The sequence below is a fragment of the Tenacibaculum aiptasiae genome, from assembly GCF_965221665.1.
Classification (GTDB): Bacteria; Bacteroidota; Bacteroidia; order Flavobacteriales; family Flavobacteriaceae; genus Polaribacter; species Polaribacter aiptasiae.
Genome location: NZ_CBDCSN010000002.1, coordinates 1,601,720 through 1,617,655, shown reverse-complemented (window position 1 = coordinate 1,617,655; position 15,936 = coordinate 1,601,720). Strand labels below are relative to the sequence as shown.

Genomic DNA, 15,936 nt, shown 5'->3' with positions numbered 1-15,936 from the left:
TAACAAAAAATTATTGTTAAAAATGTGTCCGTTTTAAATATTAATCGTAATATTGCAATATAATAATTAAACGAATGGGACTTACCAAATCAGAAATATTCACCGCCGAACAAAATGAGCTTGCTAAAATAGCCAAAGCATTAGGGCACCCTGCTCGTATTGCTATTTTACAGCATTTGTTTAAAATAAACTCTTGTGTTTGTGGCGACTTGGTAGAAGTAATCGGTTTAGCCCAACCAACAATTTCACAACATTTAAAAGAATTAAAAAACTTAAACCTTATCAAAGGAAATATAGAAGGAACTAGTGTATGCTACTGTATAAATCAGGAGCACTGGGAAAAAGTAAAAACCTTATTGAATAACTTTTTAGACTTTAATAGCAACCCGAACAGTTGCTGCTAAAAAAATTTATAATTATTAATCGCAATATTACAATTAAACGTCATAGATATGAAATTATCAGAAATTAAAAACCATCTAGCAAACCTAAACACCATCGCTTTTCAATTACCAAATGGCGAATTAGTACCGAATCACTTCCACGTAACCGAAGTAGGTAAAATAACAAAGAACTTTATTGATTGTGGAGGTACTATTAGAAACGAAGAAGTGGTTAACTTCCAACTATGGAATGCCAATGACTACGATCATAGATTGCATCCAGAAAAATTGGTTCATATTATTGAATTATCAGAAAAAGCTTTAAACATCCCTGATTTAGAGATTGAAGTTGAATACCAAGGTGCTACTATTGGAAAATACGGATTGGATTTCGATGGAACGAATTTCTTATTAACTACCAAACAAACCGATTGTTTAGCTAAAGACAACTGCGGAATTCCTGAAGAGAAACCAAAGATGAAATTATCAGAATTACAAAGTCAATCGGCATGCGCTCCTAACTCTGGATGCTGCTAATAGAAAAGAATATGGAAGCAACAAAAACAGCCGTATTTTCTCAAATAGAGGAAACCATTGCCAGCTTATCTGAAACTATTTCAGACAACAGAAAAGAAGTGCTACAACCGTTAATCGATTATATTCAACAAGGTGTAAACAACAACGAGTTGATTAATTTAAACTTCATTTGTACGCACAATTCTAGAAGAAGTCATTTATCGCAAATATGGGCACAAACCATGGCTTACTATCTAAACATTCCAAATGTTTATTGTTATTCGGGCGGAACAGAAGCAACGGCTATGAATAAGAATGTGGTATCAACATTGCTGCAGCAAGGATTTAAAATTCAAAGTTTATCGGAAACAGCTAATCAAGTTTATGCAGTAAAGTTTTCCGAAAACACACAACCAGTAATTGGTTTTTCTAAAAAGTACGATCATGAGTTTAATCCAGTAAATGAGTTTTGTGCCATCATGACCTGTTCTCAAGCTGATGAAGGATGTCCTTTTATTGCAGGAGCAAACAAAAGAGTTCCTGTTACTTATGAAGATCCTAAAGCCTTTGATAATACACCTTTAGAAAAAGAAAAATATGCTGAAAGAAGTTTAGAAATAGCTTCGGAGATGCTATATATTTTTAAATCTATTAAATAGCCCTGAGCTATTTAATAGATTTATATTTTGGTAGGTATAGCGTTACTACTATCCTTTGTATTTCATAGGTAAGTGTACTACTTTTTTAGTTTCAAAGAAGTCTTCTTCAAAGTAGTCAGGCAAATTGTAAATAGTTGCCGAAGTATATTTTTTTAACTCTTCAGTTAAGTCACCTCCTTTTAAATAAAGAATTCCATTCTTTAAGTCGTGCTCTTGCTTTTTAGCAATCTTTCCTTTGGTCCAACCAACAAAAGTTTCCATTTGAGCCACTGCTCTACTTACAATAAAATCGTAAGTATCTTTTACTTCCTCCACTCTACCGTGCGTAGTTTTTACGTTTTCTAGCCCTAAACCTTCAACAACTTCATTAACTACTTTGATCTTTTTTCCGATAGAATCTACTAAGTGAAACTGAGTTTCTGGAAATAAAATAGCTAAAGGTACCCCTGGAAAACCTCCTCCGGTACCAACATCCATTACCTTTGAACCTGGTTTAAACTGCATCACCTTAGCAATTCCTAACGAATGCAACACGTGACGTAAGTACAATTCATCAATATCTTTACGAGAAACCACGTTGATTTTCAAGTTCCAATCTTCATATAACTCTTGAAGTTTCGAAAACTGTTCTAGTTGCGTTTCTGTTAAATTGCTAAAATATTTTTTTATAAGCTCCATTAAGTGAATTTTTCGCTGCAAAAATAAAAAACTAATTCTTAATAGTCATTTATCTCATAAAAGATATATTTCTTGTTAAAAAGTTCTCTTTGAGCAATAACCATCTAGTAAAAACGTTTATTTTTGCGGTTCAAACAAACAACAAATGAAGACAATAAACTTCTCAAGAATAGATAACGCAAAGTTTTTTAGAACACTAAACAAGCGTGTGAATTCATACTTCAAAGAAAATAATATTAAACGTACCGGAAACTGGAAATTATATTCAAAAGCAATTATAATGTTCGCCATTTTCTTAATCCCATTTATTTTAATCTTAACTGTAGATATGTCGCAGTGGATTAAGTTAGCACTTACCGTTATTATGGGAGTTGGAATGGCTGGTGTTGGAATGAATGTAATGCACGATGCAAACCATGACTCTTTTTCTAACAAAAAGTGGTTAAACAAATTAATGGGAAGCAGTATTTACATTTTAGCTGGAAACGTATACAACTGGAAAGTACAACACAATGTTTTACACCACACGTATACAAACATTCAAGACCATGATGAGGATATTGATGCTGGTAGAATTATTCGTTTTTCAAAGCACGCACAATGGTTATGGATTCATAAATTCCAAAAGTATTATTCAATTTTCCTTTACGGATTATTAACAATTAACTGGGCAATTACTACCGACATTAAGCAAATGCACAATTACTTAAAAAGAAAATTATCTTACGGAGAGTTCCCAAATCCAGCTACTGAATGGACTAAATTGGTAATTTCTAAGATTGTATACTATTCATTATGGATTGTATTACCAATTGCTGTATTAAACATTGTTTGGTGGAAAGTATTAGTAGGATTCTTTGTAATGCACTATACTGCTGGAATTATTTTAAGTGTTGTATTCCAATTAGCACACGTAGTTCCAAAAACAGAAATGCCATTACCAGATGAGAATGGAAATATGAAAAACACTTGGGCAATTCACCAGTTATACACTACGGCTAATTTTGCACCAAAAAACTGGTTAATTAACTTTTACACTGGCGGATTAAATCACCAAGTAGAACACCATATTTTCCCACACATTTCTCATATTCACTATGATAAATTAGCAAAGATTGTAAAGGAAACCGCTTTAGAGTTTAACCTTCCTTATAACGAGTATAAAACTACGCGAAGAGCTATTATAGAACACTTTAAGCACTTAGCTGAGTTAGGAAAAAAACCACAACTGGCGTAAATAACAACACACTATACAACACACCAATGTCACAACAATTATCAGACAGAATTAACAGTTTACCTGTTTCACAAACTTTAGCCATGGCAGCTAAAGCAAGAGAGTTAAAAGCCGAAGGTAGAGACATTATTAGTTTAAGCTTAGGAGAACCAGATTTTAACACTCCAGACTTTATTAAAGACGCAGCAATAGAAGCTATTAATCAAGATTACAATTCATACACTCCTGTTGATGGATATGTTGAATTAAAAGAAGCTATCTGCGAAAAGTTTAAAAGAGATAATAATTTAACCTATGCTCCAAATCAGATTGTAGTATCTACAGGAGCAAAGCAATCTATTGCCAATGTTGCTCAGGTATTATTAAATCCTGGTGATGAGATTTTATTACCAGCTCCATACTGGGTAAGTTATTCTGCAATTGCAACTTTATGTGAAGCTAAATTTGTTGAAATCCCTTCATCTATTGATAGTGATTTTAAAATTACACCAGCGCAATTAGAAGCTGCTATTACTCCTAAAACTAAAATGATTTTCTTTAACTCGCCAAATAACCCTAGTGGATCTATTTATAGCGAAGAAGAATATAGAGCGTTAGCTAAGGTTTTAGAAAAACACCCTCAGATATATATCTTATCTGATGAAATTTATGAGCACATTAACTACGGGACAAAACCATTTAGTTTTGCTGCCATAGAAAACATGTACGATAGAACAATTACCGTAAACGGATTGGCGAAAGCATTTGCTATGACAGGATGGAGAATTGGTTTTATTGGAGCTCCTCAGTGGATTGCTAAGGCTTGTACTAAAATGCAAGGGCAAATTACTTCAGGAACTAACTGTATAGCTCAGAGAGCTGCAATTACAGCTGTTTTAGCAGAACCAAGCAAAGTACAATACATGGTTGATGAATTTAAAACACGTAGAGATATGGTTTTAGATTTATTAGGTGAAATTGAAGGATTTAAATTAAATGTACCAGAAGGTGCTTTTTATATTTTCCCAGACATTTCTGCTTTCTTTGGTAAAACTATTAGAGGGAAGCAAATTAACAATGCTAACGACTTCTCTATGTTATTATTAGAAGAAGCTAATGTTGCCTCTGTAACTGGTGAAGCTTTTGGTGCACCAAATTGCATTCGTTTATCTTATGCCGCTTCTGAATTACAGTTACGTGAAGCTATTAAAAGAATTAAAGAAGTTTTAAGCTAAAAATTAAAACATCCTATTCATATACAATCTCACTACAGCAATGTGGTGAGATTTTTTTATTAAAAAACAATTACTACTAAAGCTAATACAAACATTGATACTTTTAAGATAGCTCCTGTTTCACTTGACAATTTTGTTCCTCGAGACTTTAATCGGCTTTTTACTCCATATAAAGACTGAGCCTTCATTGTACAGATGTTTTGTTGAATTTCTCTTTTGTAGGCGGACGTTAAAATTCCTCTTTCTAAAACTAAATTATTTACTGATGATTTCATGGTTGTTGATTTAAATTGATTACACAAATATGACGGTCAATAAAATCATTTGTTACACCAGTTTAAAATTCATTAACATTTAAAAACCTCAAAAATGAAGGATGAATTTTAATCAAAACTCAGTAAATATGGTTTACGGAAATCGATACTATTCTCGAAAAAAAGCGCGTAAAAAAAATAAATTTTAACCTTTTTTAACAAAAATTAGCGATTAAAAAGGAACCTTAATTAGCTTTTTTCTTTTCTTTTTCTTCAACTTTTTTAAATAAAGTACTTTCTTATCGTAATCAATAAAAGCTTTTCCTGCTTCTAAAATATCGGCACCAATAATTCCATCAACCTTTTCAGCATCATGCTGCGTTAAAGCTGTATTTACATGGGTTAAATCAAATAATACCAAATTACATTGATTGGTTTGCCACTTCCCTATTTTTAAAGAATTATTATCAGACTTTTGTGTCTCCATATCAGTAGCACCGGCACCTGCAGCTTTTACTTCGCTTTCTTCAGAAATTAGTTTAAAATGCTCAATCAGGTCTAATCCAACACAAGAATTAGAAGCTCCTGTATCTAAAATAAATTTACCCTTTACACCATTAATCTCAGCATTTAACTCAAGGTGATTGGTAACAATCTTCTTAAGTTTTACCTTGATATATTTCTTTTTTCTTAATACTTTTTTCAAACTTGCCATTTCTCGTACTTTTGTCGCCACAAAGATACAACAATACAAATCACCTTTAGACTATTCAAAAGTCCTTTAACAAGTTATGATTACAGACACGCATACCCATTTATACTCAGAGCAATTTGATGAAGACAGAAACGAAATGATGCAACGTGCAAAAGACGCTGGTATTTCTCGATTCTTTATTCCTGCAATTGACAGTAGCTATACTGAAAGAATGTTAGACTTAGAAAAAAACTATCCTAACGATGTGTTTTTAATGATGGGACTACACCCTACATCTGTTAAAGAAAACTACAAAGAAGAGTTAGCCCATGTAAAAGAATGGTTAGACAAAAGAGACTTTTATGCTATTGGAGAAATAGGAATTGACTTGTATTGGGACAAATCTTTTTTAAAACAACAGCAAGAAGCATTTAGAACACAAATACAATGGGCGAAAGAAAAAAAGCTTCCTATTGTAATTCACTGTCGCGATGCTTTTGATGAAATATTTGAAGTATTGGAAACCGAAAAAGGTGATGATTTATTTGGAATTTTTCACTGCTTTACTGGTACTTTAGAACAAGCACAAAAAGCAATTTCGTACAATATGAAACTAGGAATTGGAGGTGTAGCTACATTTAAAAATGGAAAAATTGACAAGTTTTTAAACCAAATTGAAATCAAACATATTGTTTTAGAAACAGATTCTCCATACTTAGCTCCTACTCCTTACCGAGGAAAACGTAATGAAAGTAGTTACATAACAAATGTTATAGACAAACTAGTTGATATTTACGGGTTAACTTTCGATGAAATTTCCGAAATTACAACTCAAAATTCTAAAGAAGTTTTTAGTGTCTAACTTACAAATCGCATATTATAAAACACCTATAGGTACAGCAAAGATTGTTGGAGATGAGAACGGAATCCAATCTATTTCTGTATTGGACGACGATACTATAAAAACCTCAACTGAGACTCCAATTCATTTAAAAGATTGCATAGCTCAACTGGATGAATATTTTTCTGGAAACAGAAAAGAGTTCAACTTAAAACTGAATCCTCAGGGAACAGAATTTCAACAATCGGTTTGGGAAGAGTTGTTAAATATTCCTTTTGGAAAAAGTAGAACCTATTTAGAACAAACAAAACAAATTGGTGATCCAAAAGCGATTAGAGCTGTAGCTTCAGCCAACGGAAAAAATCCTATTTGGATTGTGGTTCCTTGTCATAGAGTTATAGGCTCTGACGGTTCTTTAACTGGATATGCTGGTGGTGTTTGGCGAAAAAAATGGTTGTTAGAACATGAAAGTGGTAGCAAACAACAGACACTTTTTTAGTTTAAGTTTCTTTTCTCAATAAAAAACTTTTTCAATAAAAAGCTACATTCTTCTTCTAGAACTCCAGAAACAACATTGGTTTTAGGGTGAATTTTGGTATTCAATACACTAAAACCTAATTTAGGTTCGCTAGCTCCGTATACAATTTTTCCTATCTGTGTCCAATAACTTGCGCCTGCACACATCTGGCAAGGTTCAAGGGTTACATATAAAACACAATCTCTTAAATACTTTCCTCCTAAGAAATCGGCTGCAGCTGTAAAAGCTTGCATTTCTGCATGTGCAGTAACATCATTCAACATCTCTGTTAAGTTATGCGCTCTAGCTATTATTTGGTCTTTAAATACAATTACTGCTCCCACTGGAACCTCTCCTTTATCAAAAGCTTTTTCAGCCTCTTGCAAAGCTTTTTTCATAAAGTAAGTATCGTCAAATGGGTTCATAAGTATAAATTGAATGGATGTTTAAACAAATGTAGATAAAATTTGATTGTAGAGACTCTGCTTAAAATACTTATTTTTACCAAAAATTTCAAGTTTGATATCAATTAACACTTCTGAGAATACAAAAGTTTATTTCGCTTCCGATCAACATTTAGGAGCACCTACAGCTGAAGCTAGCTTTCCACGTGAGCAAAGGTTTGTGCGTTGGTTAAATGAAGTTAAAAAAGATGCTGAGGCTATTTTTTTATTAGGTGATTTATTTGACTTCTGGTTCGAGTATAAAACCGTTGTTCCTAAAGGTTTTGTTCGTGTTATGGGAAAACTTGCTGAAATTAAAGACAGTGGAATTCCTATTTATTTCTTTGTTGGTAATCATGATTTATGGATGACTGATTACTTTGAGAAAGAATTAGACATTCCTGTATACCACAAGCCACAAGAATTTACCATTGACGGTAAACTATTATTAATTGGTCATGGAGATGGCTTAGGTCCAGGTGATAAAGGTTACAAGCGAATGAAGAAGATTTTTACTTTTAAACCTTTTCAGTGGATGTTTAGATGGCTACACCCAGATTTAGGTGTACGCTTAGGTCATTACATGTCGGTTAAAAACAAATTGATTTCAGGTGATGATGACGCTAAATTTTTAGGAGAAGACAATGAATGGTTAGTTCAATATTGTAAACGTAAATTAGAAACGAAACATTACGATTATTTTGTTTTTGGTCACCGTCATCTTCCTTTAGAAATTAAACTACAAGAAAACAGTGAGTATATAAACACTGGCGATTGGGTAAAGTATTTTACCTATGGAGTTTTCGAAAATCAAAAACTATCTTTAAAAGAATACAAATAAAAAAAGCACCTCTAGAGGTGCTTTTTAACTTCTATGATTTTATTAGAATTTAAACGTTAAACCTCCTCTAAAAGTTGTTCCGTTAAATCCAAACTGGTTAACCTCCCATGGATATCTAAAACGACCTCCTAAATCGGTTACCACATCTCCTTTAGTATCTATTTCATCTGGGAATACATCAAATAAATTATTTACCTGAGCATTTACCGATATTTTATCAGTAATATCATACCCAAATGATAAATCGGTTATTACTTTACCTCTAAACGTTTGGTCTTTAAATGCATCTGTAGCATGTTGCCAAGTAACTTCCCCAAAATACGTATTATTTAAGTTCGTGGTAAACTTTCCTATTTTATAGTTAGCCCCAAATAAAAACTTAGTATTTGGTCTTGCACTTATAATTCTTGACTGCTCTTTTCTATTAAAAATAGCATTCTTATAGTTCGATAAATTTGTTGGAGTTTTTACTTCTCCTTCTAATTTCGTTCTATTAATATTTAAAGCTAAATTCAATCCTAGCTTACCTGCAGCAAAATCAATATTTTTATAACGCATTGTATAATCAAAACCTTCCGTTTTGGTATCAGCAGCGTTTATAAAAAACTTGATACTTGTAACACTATTATCTATTAAAATTTGCTGTACTGTAGCATTTACATTTCCATTATCATCTGTAGCTCCGATTTCTCCTGAAAATACTACTCGGTCATTCACTCGTACATTATAGTAATCAAATGAAATTGTAAAGTCTTTTGATGCTTTAACTGTTAAACCTGCTGAAATATTTTTTGATGTTTCTGCAAATAATGAAGCCACTCCTAAGTCTTTAATTACCTGGCTTACATTATTAAATGTTCCTTGATTAGAAATTGTACCTCCTGAAACTAATGTTTGTACATTACTTAAATATACTTGGTGTAATGATGGTGCTCTAAACCCAGTACTATACGAAGCTCTTAAAACTCCTGCTTCACCTACTTTATACCTTGAACTAATTTTCCACGAAGTGTTTCCTCCAAAATCAGAATAATTTTCATAACGTACTGCTCCTGAAACTAATAGATCATCGGAAATATCCCAATCTAAAGTACCATATCCTCCAACATTAGTTCTTGTTTCATTTAAAGCGTTACCAGGCTGTAATCCTGGAAATGATTGTGCTCCTCCATTGATATATGAAGCCTCTTCTCCAGCTGTAACTTTAAAACGTTCCTGACGTGCTTCAACTCCTAACCCAATACTTACATCTCCAAAAGACCTACTAACATCAAAGTTTCCTATAATATTGCTAAATGAATAAGCTCCTGCATCAAAAGAAGTTGGACTATTGGCTCCTAAACTTACATTAATAGTATTTCCAATAGTATAATCTACGGAATTACCTCCATAATTGGCACTTAAATCAGCATCAAATTCTCCTAATTTAAATTTAGTTCCCACAGTGAATAAGATATCTTGAATATCTGTTTCAAAAGTAGGCTGAAAACCATTATAAGTTTGACCTGGTGGTGTTAATAATCCAAAATCATCTGTAATCCAATACGGTGTTCTATATAATGCAAAACTTTTACCTTTTCTTATATTAAAACCTCCAAACCCATACAGTTTAACATTATCATTTAATGGGTATTCTGCATTTACAAATAAATCTCCTTTTTTCATTTCTGGTTGACCAATTGTCATACCCAATGCTGGATTATCTCTTGTCCACTGATTATCCACTCCAAACAAATCATCTTTACCTGGCTCTCCTGCTCTATTAGTAATATCTTGATAATTGAATCCTAATGTTGCATTTACAAAACCTCCTTCGGCAAACGTAAGAGTATGATTTACATCAGCAGAAGCATTAAACCCGTCTCCTCTTGAAGTAACTCCTGAATTTACATTTACCTCTGTAAACGATATATTTTTCTTTAAAATTATATTTATTACACCCGCTACAGCATCAGATCCATATTGTGCAGATGCTCCATCTCTTAAAACTTCAATTCGCTCTATTGCTGCTGTTGGAATACTTTTCATATCGACTCCTACTTCTCCTTTTCCTGGAGTATCATTTACATACACTAAAGCACTTTGGTTTTTACGCTTACCATTAATTAAAACTAAAGTTCTACTAGGCCCTAATCCACGTAAATCCGCTGGGTCAAAATGCGCAGTTGCATCAGACACCGTTTGGTTACTTGCATTATAAGATGGTACTGCAAAATTCAACATTTGATCAATACTTGTTTGACCTGTTGTTTGTAGTTCTTTTACACTTATATTATCTATAGGAACCGCTGAATCTAAAATAGTTCTAGGTTTTGCTCTATTACCTGTTAGTACTACCTCATCTAAAACATTGTCGTCTTTTAAAACTATTGTAATAGATACCTTTTCATATATAGTTTTTTCTAATGTTGAAAAACCTACTGAAGAAAAAATTAAGGTTGCTGGAATACTTTTTACACTAAGTGTAAACTCTCCCTGATCGTTTGTGCTAACTCCATTTGTAGTATCTTTTTCTAAGACATTTACAAAAGGAATTGGTTGCCCATTTTCATCGACAACTTTACCATTGATTTGTTGAGCTAAAACTGCAATTGTGGTTAAAAAAAAGCTCAAGACAAATAGTATTGATTTTAATCTCATAAATAAAAAATTATATAGTTAGTTATAACAATAATACTTAAAAATAAATTAAAAACCTTAAAAACAGATAGTTAAAACAGAAAAACACCCTCTAAAAAGAATCAATCTAATAACACCTTTTTTAAAGCTTTTTTATTAAAAAGAGAAAGTCGCCTAAAGCTTTAGACGACTTCTTAATGAAAACATAGTTTCTTTTATTAAAATAAAACTTGTTCTAAATCTATTGTTACAACTCCTGTAACTGCATCTGTTGTTTTTGTTATTTTTATAAAATCTTCAACAGTTGTATATCCGAAAAAACCTCCTGGAGTAGCTCCAACCAAGTTACCTGTATAATTTGTTTCTGTAGTACCATTTAATACATTAACATAACACTCAATAGAGTTATTATTAACTGTCCATGGTAAAATTGCAAAGAAGTACTCTCCATCAGCAACATTGTCTGGTAAAACAGCAACTTCAGTAGTTGAAGTTGTACTCGTAGAAAGGTTTATTCCCGCTACAGCTGGAGTTTTAGTGATTGTACCACAATCTAAATCACTATCGTCATTCCATGTAAAAGTAAATACAACTGTATTTTCTCCTTTGATTATCTTTAATTCATTTAAATCTTCAGATATCTCTGGCTTTACACTGTCAACATTAGCATTTATAATTTTTAAATCCACTAATTTCAATGTTCTAACATGAACATCAGGATCTGACATGTCAACAGTTATTGTTACATCTTGACTTCCTTGAGTAGCATCAATAGACATTTCTTCTCCGTCTAATGTATATGTTAACCTTGATAAACTAGTTACTGGACTAGTAAAAGAAATTACCGCATCATAACTTGTTTCTGAAGTCATTATACGTTTAATTTTCGCTTCAGTTTTTGCAGTAATACTCGTTACTTGCTTAACGATTATTGCATCATCATCATTAACTGCACAAGAACTCAATAAAAGCACTGCACAAATTAACAAAGAACTTATTTTATATATATATTTCATTTTAATTAGCTTATAATTTGATTATTGTGTAGGTTACTGTACTACCATCTGTTGCTTTATTGATTTTATACCAAATATCTGGTTCTCCATTTGGCGGTGCTGCAACAACTGTATCTAGACTTGTTAAAAGTACTTCGCTCTTTCCTCCCGCAAAGTTAATAGCCAAAGTACATGGAATACTATAAGGAGTAGCAACATTAAAGTTATCTAACCCTAAGAAATAATCACCATCTGCTAATGCCTGTGTAATTGTAACTTCCTCTGGTTGAGAAAACCAACTATTAGCAATTACAGTAGAAGTAATCTTAGCTTCAGATCTTAGGTATAAATCTAAATCTTCAGTCCCAGGCCAATTCAATACAATATCTGCGTCTCCTAGTGGAGCTTGAATTACAAGAGGTAATGTATCATAAACATTAATATTTCTCCCACTACTTTTTTCATTTAATGTTATAAAATGCTTGATTAAAGTTTGAGAAGCGTTAAGGTTTTTTATTGAAACACTATATATTTCCTCTGCATCTGCAACAGTATCATCCGAAAATGTAAAAGTTACACTCGCTGATGTTTCTCCTGCTGGAATTCTTACTTCGTTATGTGACACTTCATTTACACCGGCTGTAGATTCTGTAGAACCATCTGATGATGTAATATCAAAAACTACCACACCATCTACTGGTAACGGCTTAGATAAACTTACTTGATAAGTAGCTGTACCTCCATTTTCCAGTACATTCGTTTTTAAATTCGTATCGCTAAAACCAATAACAACTTGTTCGGTAGCGGTAGCAACTCCTTCTACAAGGTCTGTTGTTTCACTTTCACAAGAAACAAACCCTAGTGAAAGCAATAATATATATATAGATAATTTTATTTTTTTCATTTCTTCTGTAAATTATATTACTTAATAACAAAGTTTAAACGGGCAAATAAGAATCTACCTCCAATTCCAAACTGTTGCGCTCTACGTGACCAATCGAAACGTCCACTGCTTCGGTTGTTTCCTCCATCTCCTAGAACTTGAGCAGCTCTGTCTGGATACACATCTAAGATATTGTTTGCACCCACAGTAAATGTTAACTCTTCTGTAGCTTTAAACCCTATAGATAAATCTGTTACAACTTTTCCACTAAAAACTTGCTGTCTGCTAACGTTAGTTGTTGCTTCTGTTACTTCACCAAAGTATACATTTCTTAAAAACACATTAAATCTCTTAGTAGTTAATGTATTTGATAAGTTTACTTTAGTTCTTGGTACAGCTTCTTCTAAATATACTCTACTATCTTCTGGAAAGTAAGTATCTATTAAACCTGCATTTGCTATTTGTTCTGAACTATGAATATCATCTACTTGATTTGTTTTAGAGAACGTAGCTGATAAATCTGATTTTAAACTCATCTTGTCATTTAAAGCTGCTTTATGAGTAATTACGATATCCACTCCTTTTGATTCTGTGTCAATTGCATTAGCAAAAAATGATGCTGCTGTAGCATTCGCTTCTCTAAGTAATTTACCAAATTCAGAATCAGAATCATCATTTGGATTTGCATTAGTATCATTAGTTCTAAATTGTCCAGTGTAAACCACTCTATCTTCAATTCCTACCCAGTAACCATCTACTGTAATTTTTAAGTTTGCTGATGGAATTTTAGCTGTAAAACCTAAGCTTATACTTGCAGACTCTTCTTGCTTTAGCTTAGGAATCCCTAATAATTGCGCGACTCTACTATCATTTGAAAAAGTCCCTACTTCTTCTGGGTTTCCATTCTGACCAAATAATGTTGATGTAGTACTAAAGTTTAATTGGTGTAATGATGGAGCTCTAAATCCAGTATTAAAAGCTGATCTAATATTTAAGTTTTCACTTAACTTATAACGTCCAGAAACTTTATAATTAAACGTTGAACCAAAGTCACTATAGTTTTCAAAACGTCCAGCTAGCCCTACTAAAAACTTATCTGTTAAATCTGCCTCAAAATCTGCATAAGCAGCAAAACTACTGCGATCTCTTGATAATTCATTTTTCGCATTAAACCCTGGGAAAACTTGTGATCCTCCTGGTCTTGTATTTCCAAAGAAATCTACTGATGCAGTTGTAGTAGCTGTTACTGGTAACCCATTTGCATCGTATTGTGTATAAGATTCTTCTTCACCTGCTACGATTTCATATAACTCTTTTCTAAATTCTGCTCCAAAAGCAACATTTAATCCATTAAAAATATCTTTATAATTATTCGATAAGTCTAAGTTAGTTGTGTTTTGAGTAAAAGCAAAACCTCCTGCATCAAAACGAGTTGGTGAATTATTTAACATCGAAGCATTTGAAGTATTTGAAATTTCAAACAAGAAAGAGTTTCTACCCCAAGTATTACTTAAATCTACATCCCAATCTTTTATTTTCCCTTTAATTCCTAAAGCAAAAGACATATCGCTTATTTTTGAATTAATCTCTGGTAAGAATCCATTGATATAGAAAGGTGTATATGTTCTAGATTGATTTGGTAAACGATAGAAACCTGCTGAATTACCTATTCTTGAACTAATACCAGCAAATGAGTATAATTCTGTACCATCTTCATCTATAGGTAATGACATATTAGCAAAGAAACGTCCTCCTCTAAGTGCCGATTGACCTACACGCATTGTAAAATCTGTTCTATCTAAACCACGAACAGCAAGTTCAGATTCAGTAGTATCAAAGTTTAATAATCCTTGAAGATCTTGTAATGTAGTAGCATTATTAATAGCACTCTTAGTTGCCAAATCAAAATGCGTTACCCCTTGCGCCGCAAATTGAATATCAGCTATAGACAAATTAGCTATGTCTAATCCTGAGTTGTTAGCTACCCACTCTACAGAGTTATAAGCATTAAAGATAGTACCCTCGTATTCTCTCATACGGTTGTATGGGTTTCTGAAATCAAAATCTCCAGTAAAGTTTATAAAACCTCCTTTGTCCCCTAGATTGATTCCATAGTTCGCAGATACATTAACACTTTCTCCATCAATTCCTCCAGTTTGCTTATCAGAATTTTTTGAAACATGTGCTCCAGAAGTAACAGCTAAATTTAACTCATTTGTTTTGTTATTAAGTACAATATTGATTACCCCTGCAATTGCATCTGAACCATATTGTGCTGCAGCTCCGTCTCTTAAAACTTCTATTCTTTTAATAGCAGCAGCTGGAATAGCATTTAAATCTGTACCTACACTTCCTCTACCAAATGTTCCATTTACATTTACTAAAGAAGATGTATGCCTTCTTTTTCCGTTAATTAACACCAATACTTGATCTGGACCTAACCCTCTTAAAGAAGCTGGATCTATATGATCTGTACCGTCAGAGATTGTTTGTGTATTTGACGAAAAAGAAGGGGCAACATAATTCAAGATTTGGTTCAAGTTAACTTGTGGTGATGTTGCTGTTAATTCAGCCACATCGATAATGTCTACTGGTACGGGGGTATCTATCGCTGTTCTTGACTTGTTTCTTGACCCTACTAAAACTACTTCGTCTAAACTTTCACTCTCTTCTTTTACTTCAATGGTAACATATTGAGTAGAGCTAATTTGTTTTTCTACTGTTTTAAAACCTATAGAAGAGATTACTAGTGTTGTAGGAATTTTCTTTACATTAATAGAAAATTCTCCTTTGTCATCGGTTGTTACACCGTTAGTGGTTCCTTTTTCTAAGACATTAAAAAAGGGTAATGGTTCTTTGTTTTCATCAACGACCAACCCTTTCACGGTTTGTGCAGTCATAGAAATTGCTACAAAAAATATACTAAAAAATAGAATTTTTTTGAATAGTGTGTTTTTTTTCATGAACTATTGTTTAAATTTAATTAGTTCAACAAATATTTAAATATTATACACAAAAAACAATGTTTTAATACATTTTATTTAAATAAATAACAAATTAGATGCCTAATCGCCATAAAATTAACTTTTTTAACAGTTAAATAAACAAAACCCCCGTTTTTACTACATAATCCTTTTTTTTGGTTTAACCTTACTTTAACAA

Annotated in this window: 16 protein-coding genes; 8 read left to right on the top strand and 8 right to left on the bottom strand. The window is 32.6% G+C overall.

Features of this window, described 5'->3' with window-relative positions; translation table 11 throughout:
- The first annotated feature begins 74 nt into the window (after positions 1-74).
- From ACOQN8_RS07725 to ACOQN8_RS07715, 3 genes are read left to right on the top strand one after another with little or no spacing between them, the layout of a single operon-like run.
- Positions 75-404 carry an ArsR/SmtB family transcription factor gene (locus tag ACOQN8_RS07725; RefSeq protein WP_150899312.1) on the top strand — a complete coding sequence of 110 codons (330 nt, stop codon included), beginning with the start codon at positions 75-77 and terminating at the stop codon, positions 402-404.
- Positions 405-452: 48 nt separating this feature from the next.
- Complete coding sequence (locus ACOQN8_RS07720; RefSeq protein ID WP_150899313.1) at positions 453-920, top strand: DUF6428 family protein; 468 nt, start codon at positions 453-455, stop codon at positions 918-920.
- Positions 921-931: 11 nt separating this feature from the next.
- A complete protein-coding gene (locus ACOQN8_RS07715; protein WP_420552244.1) occupies positions 932-1,558 on the top strand; it encodes an arsenate-mycothiol transferase ArsC in 627 nt (208 codons plus the stop codon).
- Positions 1,559-1,606: 48 nt separating this feature from the next.
- On the opposite strand, the gene rsmG is transcribed toward ACOQN8_RS07715, so the two are convergent.
- A complete protein-coding gene (gene rsmG, locus ACOQN8_RS07710) occupies positions 1,607-2,236 on the bottom strand; it encodes a 16S rRNA (guanine(527)-N(7))-methyltransferase RsmG (RefSeq protein WP_150899315.1) in 630 nt (209 codons plus the stop codon).
- 145 nt (positions 2,237-2,381) lie between these two features.
- Between rsmG and ACOQN8_RS07705 the strand changes: the two genes are divergently transcribed.
- Positions 2,382-3,473 (top strand): fatty acid desaturase family protein, encoded by a 1,092-nt coding sequence (locus ACOQN8_RS07705; protein WP_235275520.1) that lies wholly within the window; start codon positions 2,382-2,384, stop codon positions 3,471-3,473.
- Between the two features lie 26 nt (positions 3,474-3,499).
- Positions 3,500-4,687, top strand: a complete 1,188-nt coding sequence (locus ACOQN8_RS07700) for a pyridoxal phosphate-dependent aminotransferase (protein WP_175578678.1) — start codon at positions 3,500-3,502, stop codon at positions 4,685-4,687.
- A gap of 59 nt (positions 4,688-4,746) precedes the next feature.
- Here the strand turns inward: ACOQN8_RS07700 and ACOQN8_RS07695 are convergent, their stop codons facing one another.
- On the bottom strand, positions 4,747-4,962 hold the full coding sequence (locus ACOQN8_RS07695; RefSeq protein ID WP_150899317.1) for a hypothetical protein: 216 nt from the start codon (positions 4,960-4,962) through the stop codon (positions 4,747-4,749).
- 211 nt (positions 4,963-5,173) lie between these two features.
- The gene (locus ACOQN8_RS07690; protein ID WP_150899318.1) at positions 5,174-5,656 is read right to left on the bottom strand and encodes a retropepsin-like aspartic protease; all 483 of its coding nucleotides are present in this window, start codon (positions 5,654-5,656) and stop codon (positions 5,174-5,176) included.
- A gap of 76 nt (positions 5,657-5,732) precedes the next feature.
- Between ACOQN8_RS07690 and ACOQN8_RS07685 the strand changes: the two genes are divergently transcribed.
- Positions 5,733-6,497 (top strand): TatD family hydrolase, encoded by a 765-nt coding sequence (locus ACOQN8_RS07685; protein WP_420552243.1) that lies wholly within the window; start codon positions 5,733-5,735, stop codon positions 6,495-6,497.
- On the top strand, positions 6,490-6,975 hold the full coding sequence (locus ACOQN8_RS07680) for a methylated-DNA--[protein]-cysteine S-methyltransferase (protein ID WP_420552242.1): 486 nt from the start codon (positions 6,490-6,492) through the stop codon (positions 6,973-6,975). The genes ACOQN8_RS07685 and ACOQN8_RS07680 overlap by 8 nt, the downstream gene beginning before the upstream one ends.
- Here the strand turns inward: ACOQN8_RS07680 and ACOQN8_RS07675 are convergent.
- Complete coding sequence (locus ACOQN8_RS07675; protein WP_272150725.1) at positions 6,972-7,418, bottom strand: nucleoside deaminase; 447 nt, start codon at positions 7,416-7,418, stop codon at positions 6,972-6,974. The genes ACOQN8_RS07680 and ACOQN8_RS07675 overlap by 4 nt on opposite strands.
- 94 nt (positions 7,419-7,512) lie before the next feature.
- Here ACOQN8_RS07675 and ACOQN8_RS07670 point away from each other — a divergent pair, with 94 nt between their 5' ends.
- Positions 7,513-8,277 (top strand): UDP-2,3-diacylglucosamine diphosphatase, encoded by a 765-nt coding sequence (locus tag ACOQN8_RS07670; RefSeq protein WP_235275526.1) that lies wholly within the window; start codon positions 7,513-7,515, stop codon positions 8,275-8,277.
- A 42-nt stretch (positions 8,278-8,319) separates the two neighbouring features.
- Here ACOQN8_RS07670 and ACOQN8_RS07665 read toward each other — a convergent pair whose 3' ends face one another.
- The 4 genes from ACOQN8_RS07665 to ACOQN8_RS07650 form a co-directional block, all read right to left on the bottom strand.
- Positions 8,320-10,917 carry a TonB-dependent receptor gene (locus ACOQN8_RS07665; RefSeq protein WP_420552241.1) on the bottom strand — a complete coding sequence of 866 codons (2,598 nt, stop codon included), beginning with the start codon at positions 10,915-10,917 and terminating at the stop codon, positions 8,320-8,322.
- A gap of 197 nt (positions 10,918-11,114) precedes the next feature.
- The gene (locus ACOQN8_RS07660; RefSeq protein WP_420552240.1) at positions 11,115-11,912 is read right to left on the bottom strand and encodes a hypothetical protein; all 798 of its coding nucleotides are present in this window, start codon (positions 11,910-11,912) and stop codon (positions 11,115-11,117) included.
- 10 nt (positions 11,913-11,922) lie between these two features.
- A complete protein-coding gene (locus ACOQN8_RS07655; protein ID WP_420552239.1) occupies positions 11,923-12,795 on the bottom strand; it encodes a hypothetical protein in 873 nt (290 codons plus the stop codon).
- Positions 12,796-12,812: 17 nt separating this feature from the next.
- Positions 12,813-15,737 (bottom strand): TonB-dependent receptor, encoded by a 2,925-nt coding sequence (locus ACOQN8_RS07650; RefSeq protein WP_420552238.1) that lies wholly within the window; start codon positions 15,735-15,737, stop codon positions 12,813-12,815.
- Positions 15,738-15,936: the final 199 nt, after the last annotated feature.

What these genes read in the sequence shown, in the direction of transcription:
- ACOQN8_RS07725 (WP_150899312.1), top strand. Translation starts at nt 75, where the DNA reads ATGGGACTTACCAAATCAGAAATATTCACCGCCGAACAAAATGAGCTT.
- ACOQN8_RS07720 (WP_150899313.1), top strand. Translation starts at nt 453, where the DNA reads ATGAAATTATCAGAAATTAAAAACCATCTAGCAAACCTAAACACCATC.
- ACOQN8_RS07715 (WP_420552244.1), top strand. Translation starts at nt 932, where the DNA reads ATGGAAGCAACAAAAACAGCCGTATTTTCTCAAATAGAGGAAACCATT.
- rsmG (WP_150899315.1), bottom strand. Translation starts at nt 2,236, where the DNA reads ATGGAGCTTATAAAAAAATATTTTAGCAATTTAACAGAAACGCAACTA.
- ACOQN8_RS07705 (WP_235275520.1), top strand. Translation starts at nt 2,382, where the DNA reads ATGAAGACAATAAACTTCTCAAGAATAGATAACGCAAAGTTTTTTAGA.
- ACOQN8_RS07700 (WP_175578678.1), top strand. Translation starts at nt 3,500, where the DNA reads ATGTCACAACAATTATCAGACAGAATTAACAGTTTACCTGTTTCACAA.
- ACOQN8_RS07695 (WP_150899317.1), bottom strand. Translation starts at nt 4,962, where the DNA reads ATGAAATCATCAGTAAATAATTTAGTTTTAGAAAGAGGAATTTTAACG.
- ACOQN8_RS07690 (WP_150899318.1), bottom strand. Translation starts at nt 5,656, where the DNA reads ATGGCAAGTTTGAAAAAAGTATTAAGAAAAAAGAAATATATCAAGGTA.
- ACOQN8_RS07685 (WP_420552243.1), top strand. Translation starts at nt 5,733, where the DNA reads ATGATTACAGACACGCATACCCATTTATACTCAGAGCAATTTGATGAA.
- ACOQN8_RS07675 (WP_272150725.1), bottom strand. Translation starts at nt 7,418, where the DNA reads ATGAACCCATTTGACGATACTTACTTTATGAAAAAAGCTTTGCAAGAG.
- ACOQN8_RS07665 (WP_420552241.1), bottom strand. Translation starts at nt 10,917, where the DNA reads ATGAGATTAAAATCAATACTATTTGTCTTGAGCTTTTTTTTAACCACA.
- ACOQN8_RS07660 (WP_420552240.1), bottom strand. Translation starts at nt 11,912, where the DNA reads ATGAAATATATATATAAAATAAGTTCTTTGTTAATTTGTGCAGTGCTT.
- ACOQN8_RS07655 (WP_420552239.1), bottom strand. Translation starts at nt 12,795, where the DNA reads ATGAAAAAAATAAAATTATCTATATATATATTATTGCTTTCACTAGGG.
- ACOQN8_RS07650 (WP_420552238.1), bottom strand. Translation starts at nt 15,737, where the DNA reads ATGAAAAAAAACACACTATTCAAAAAAATTCTATTTTTTAGTATATTT.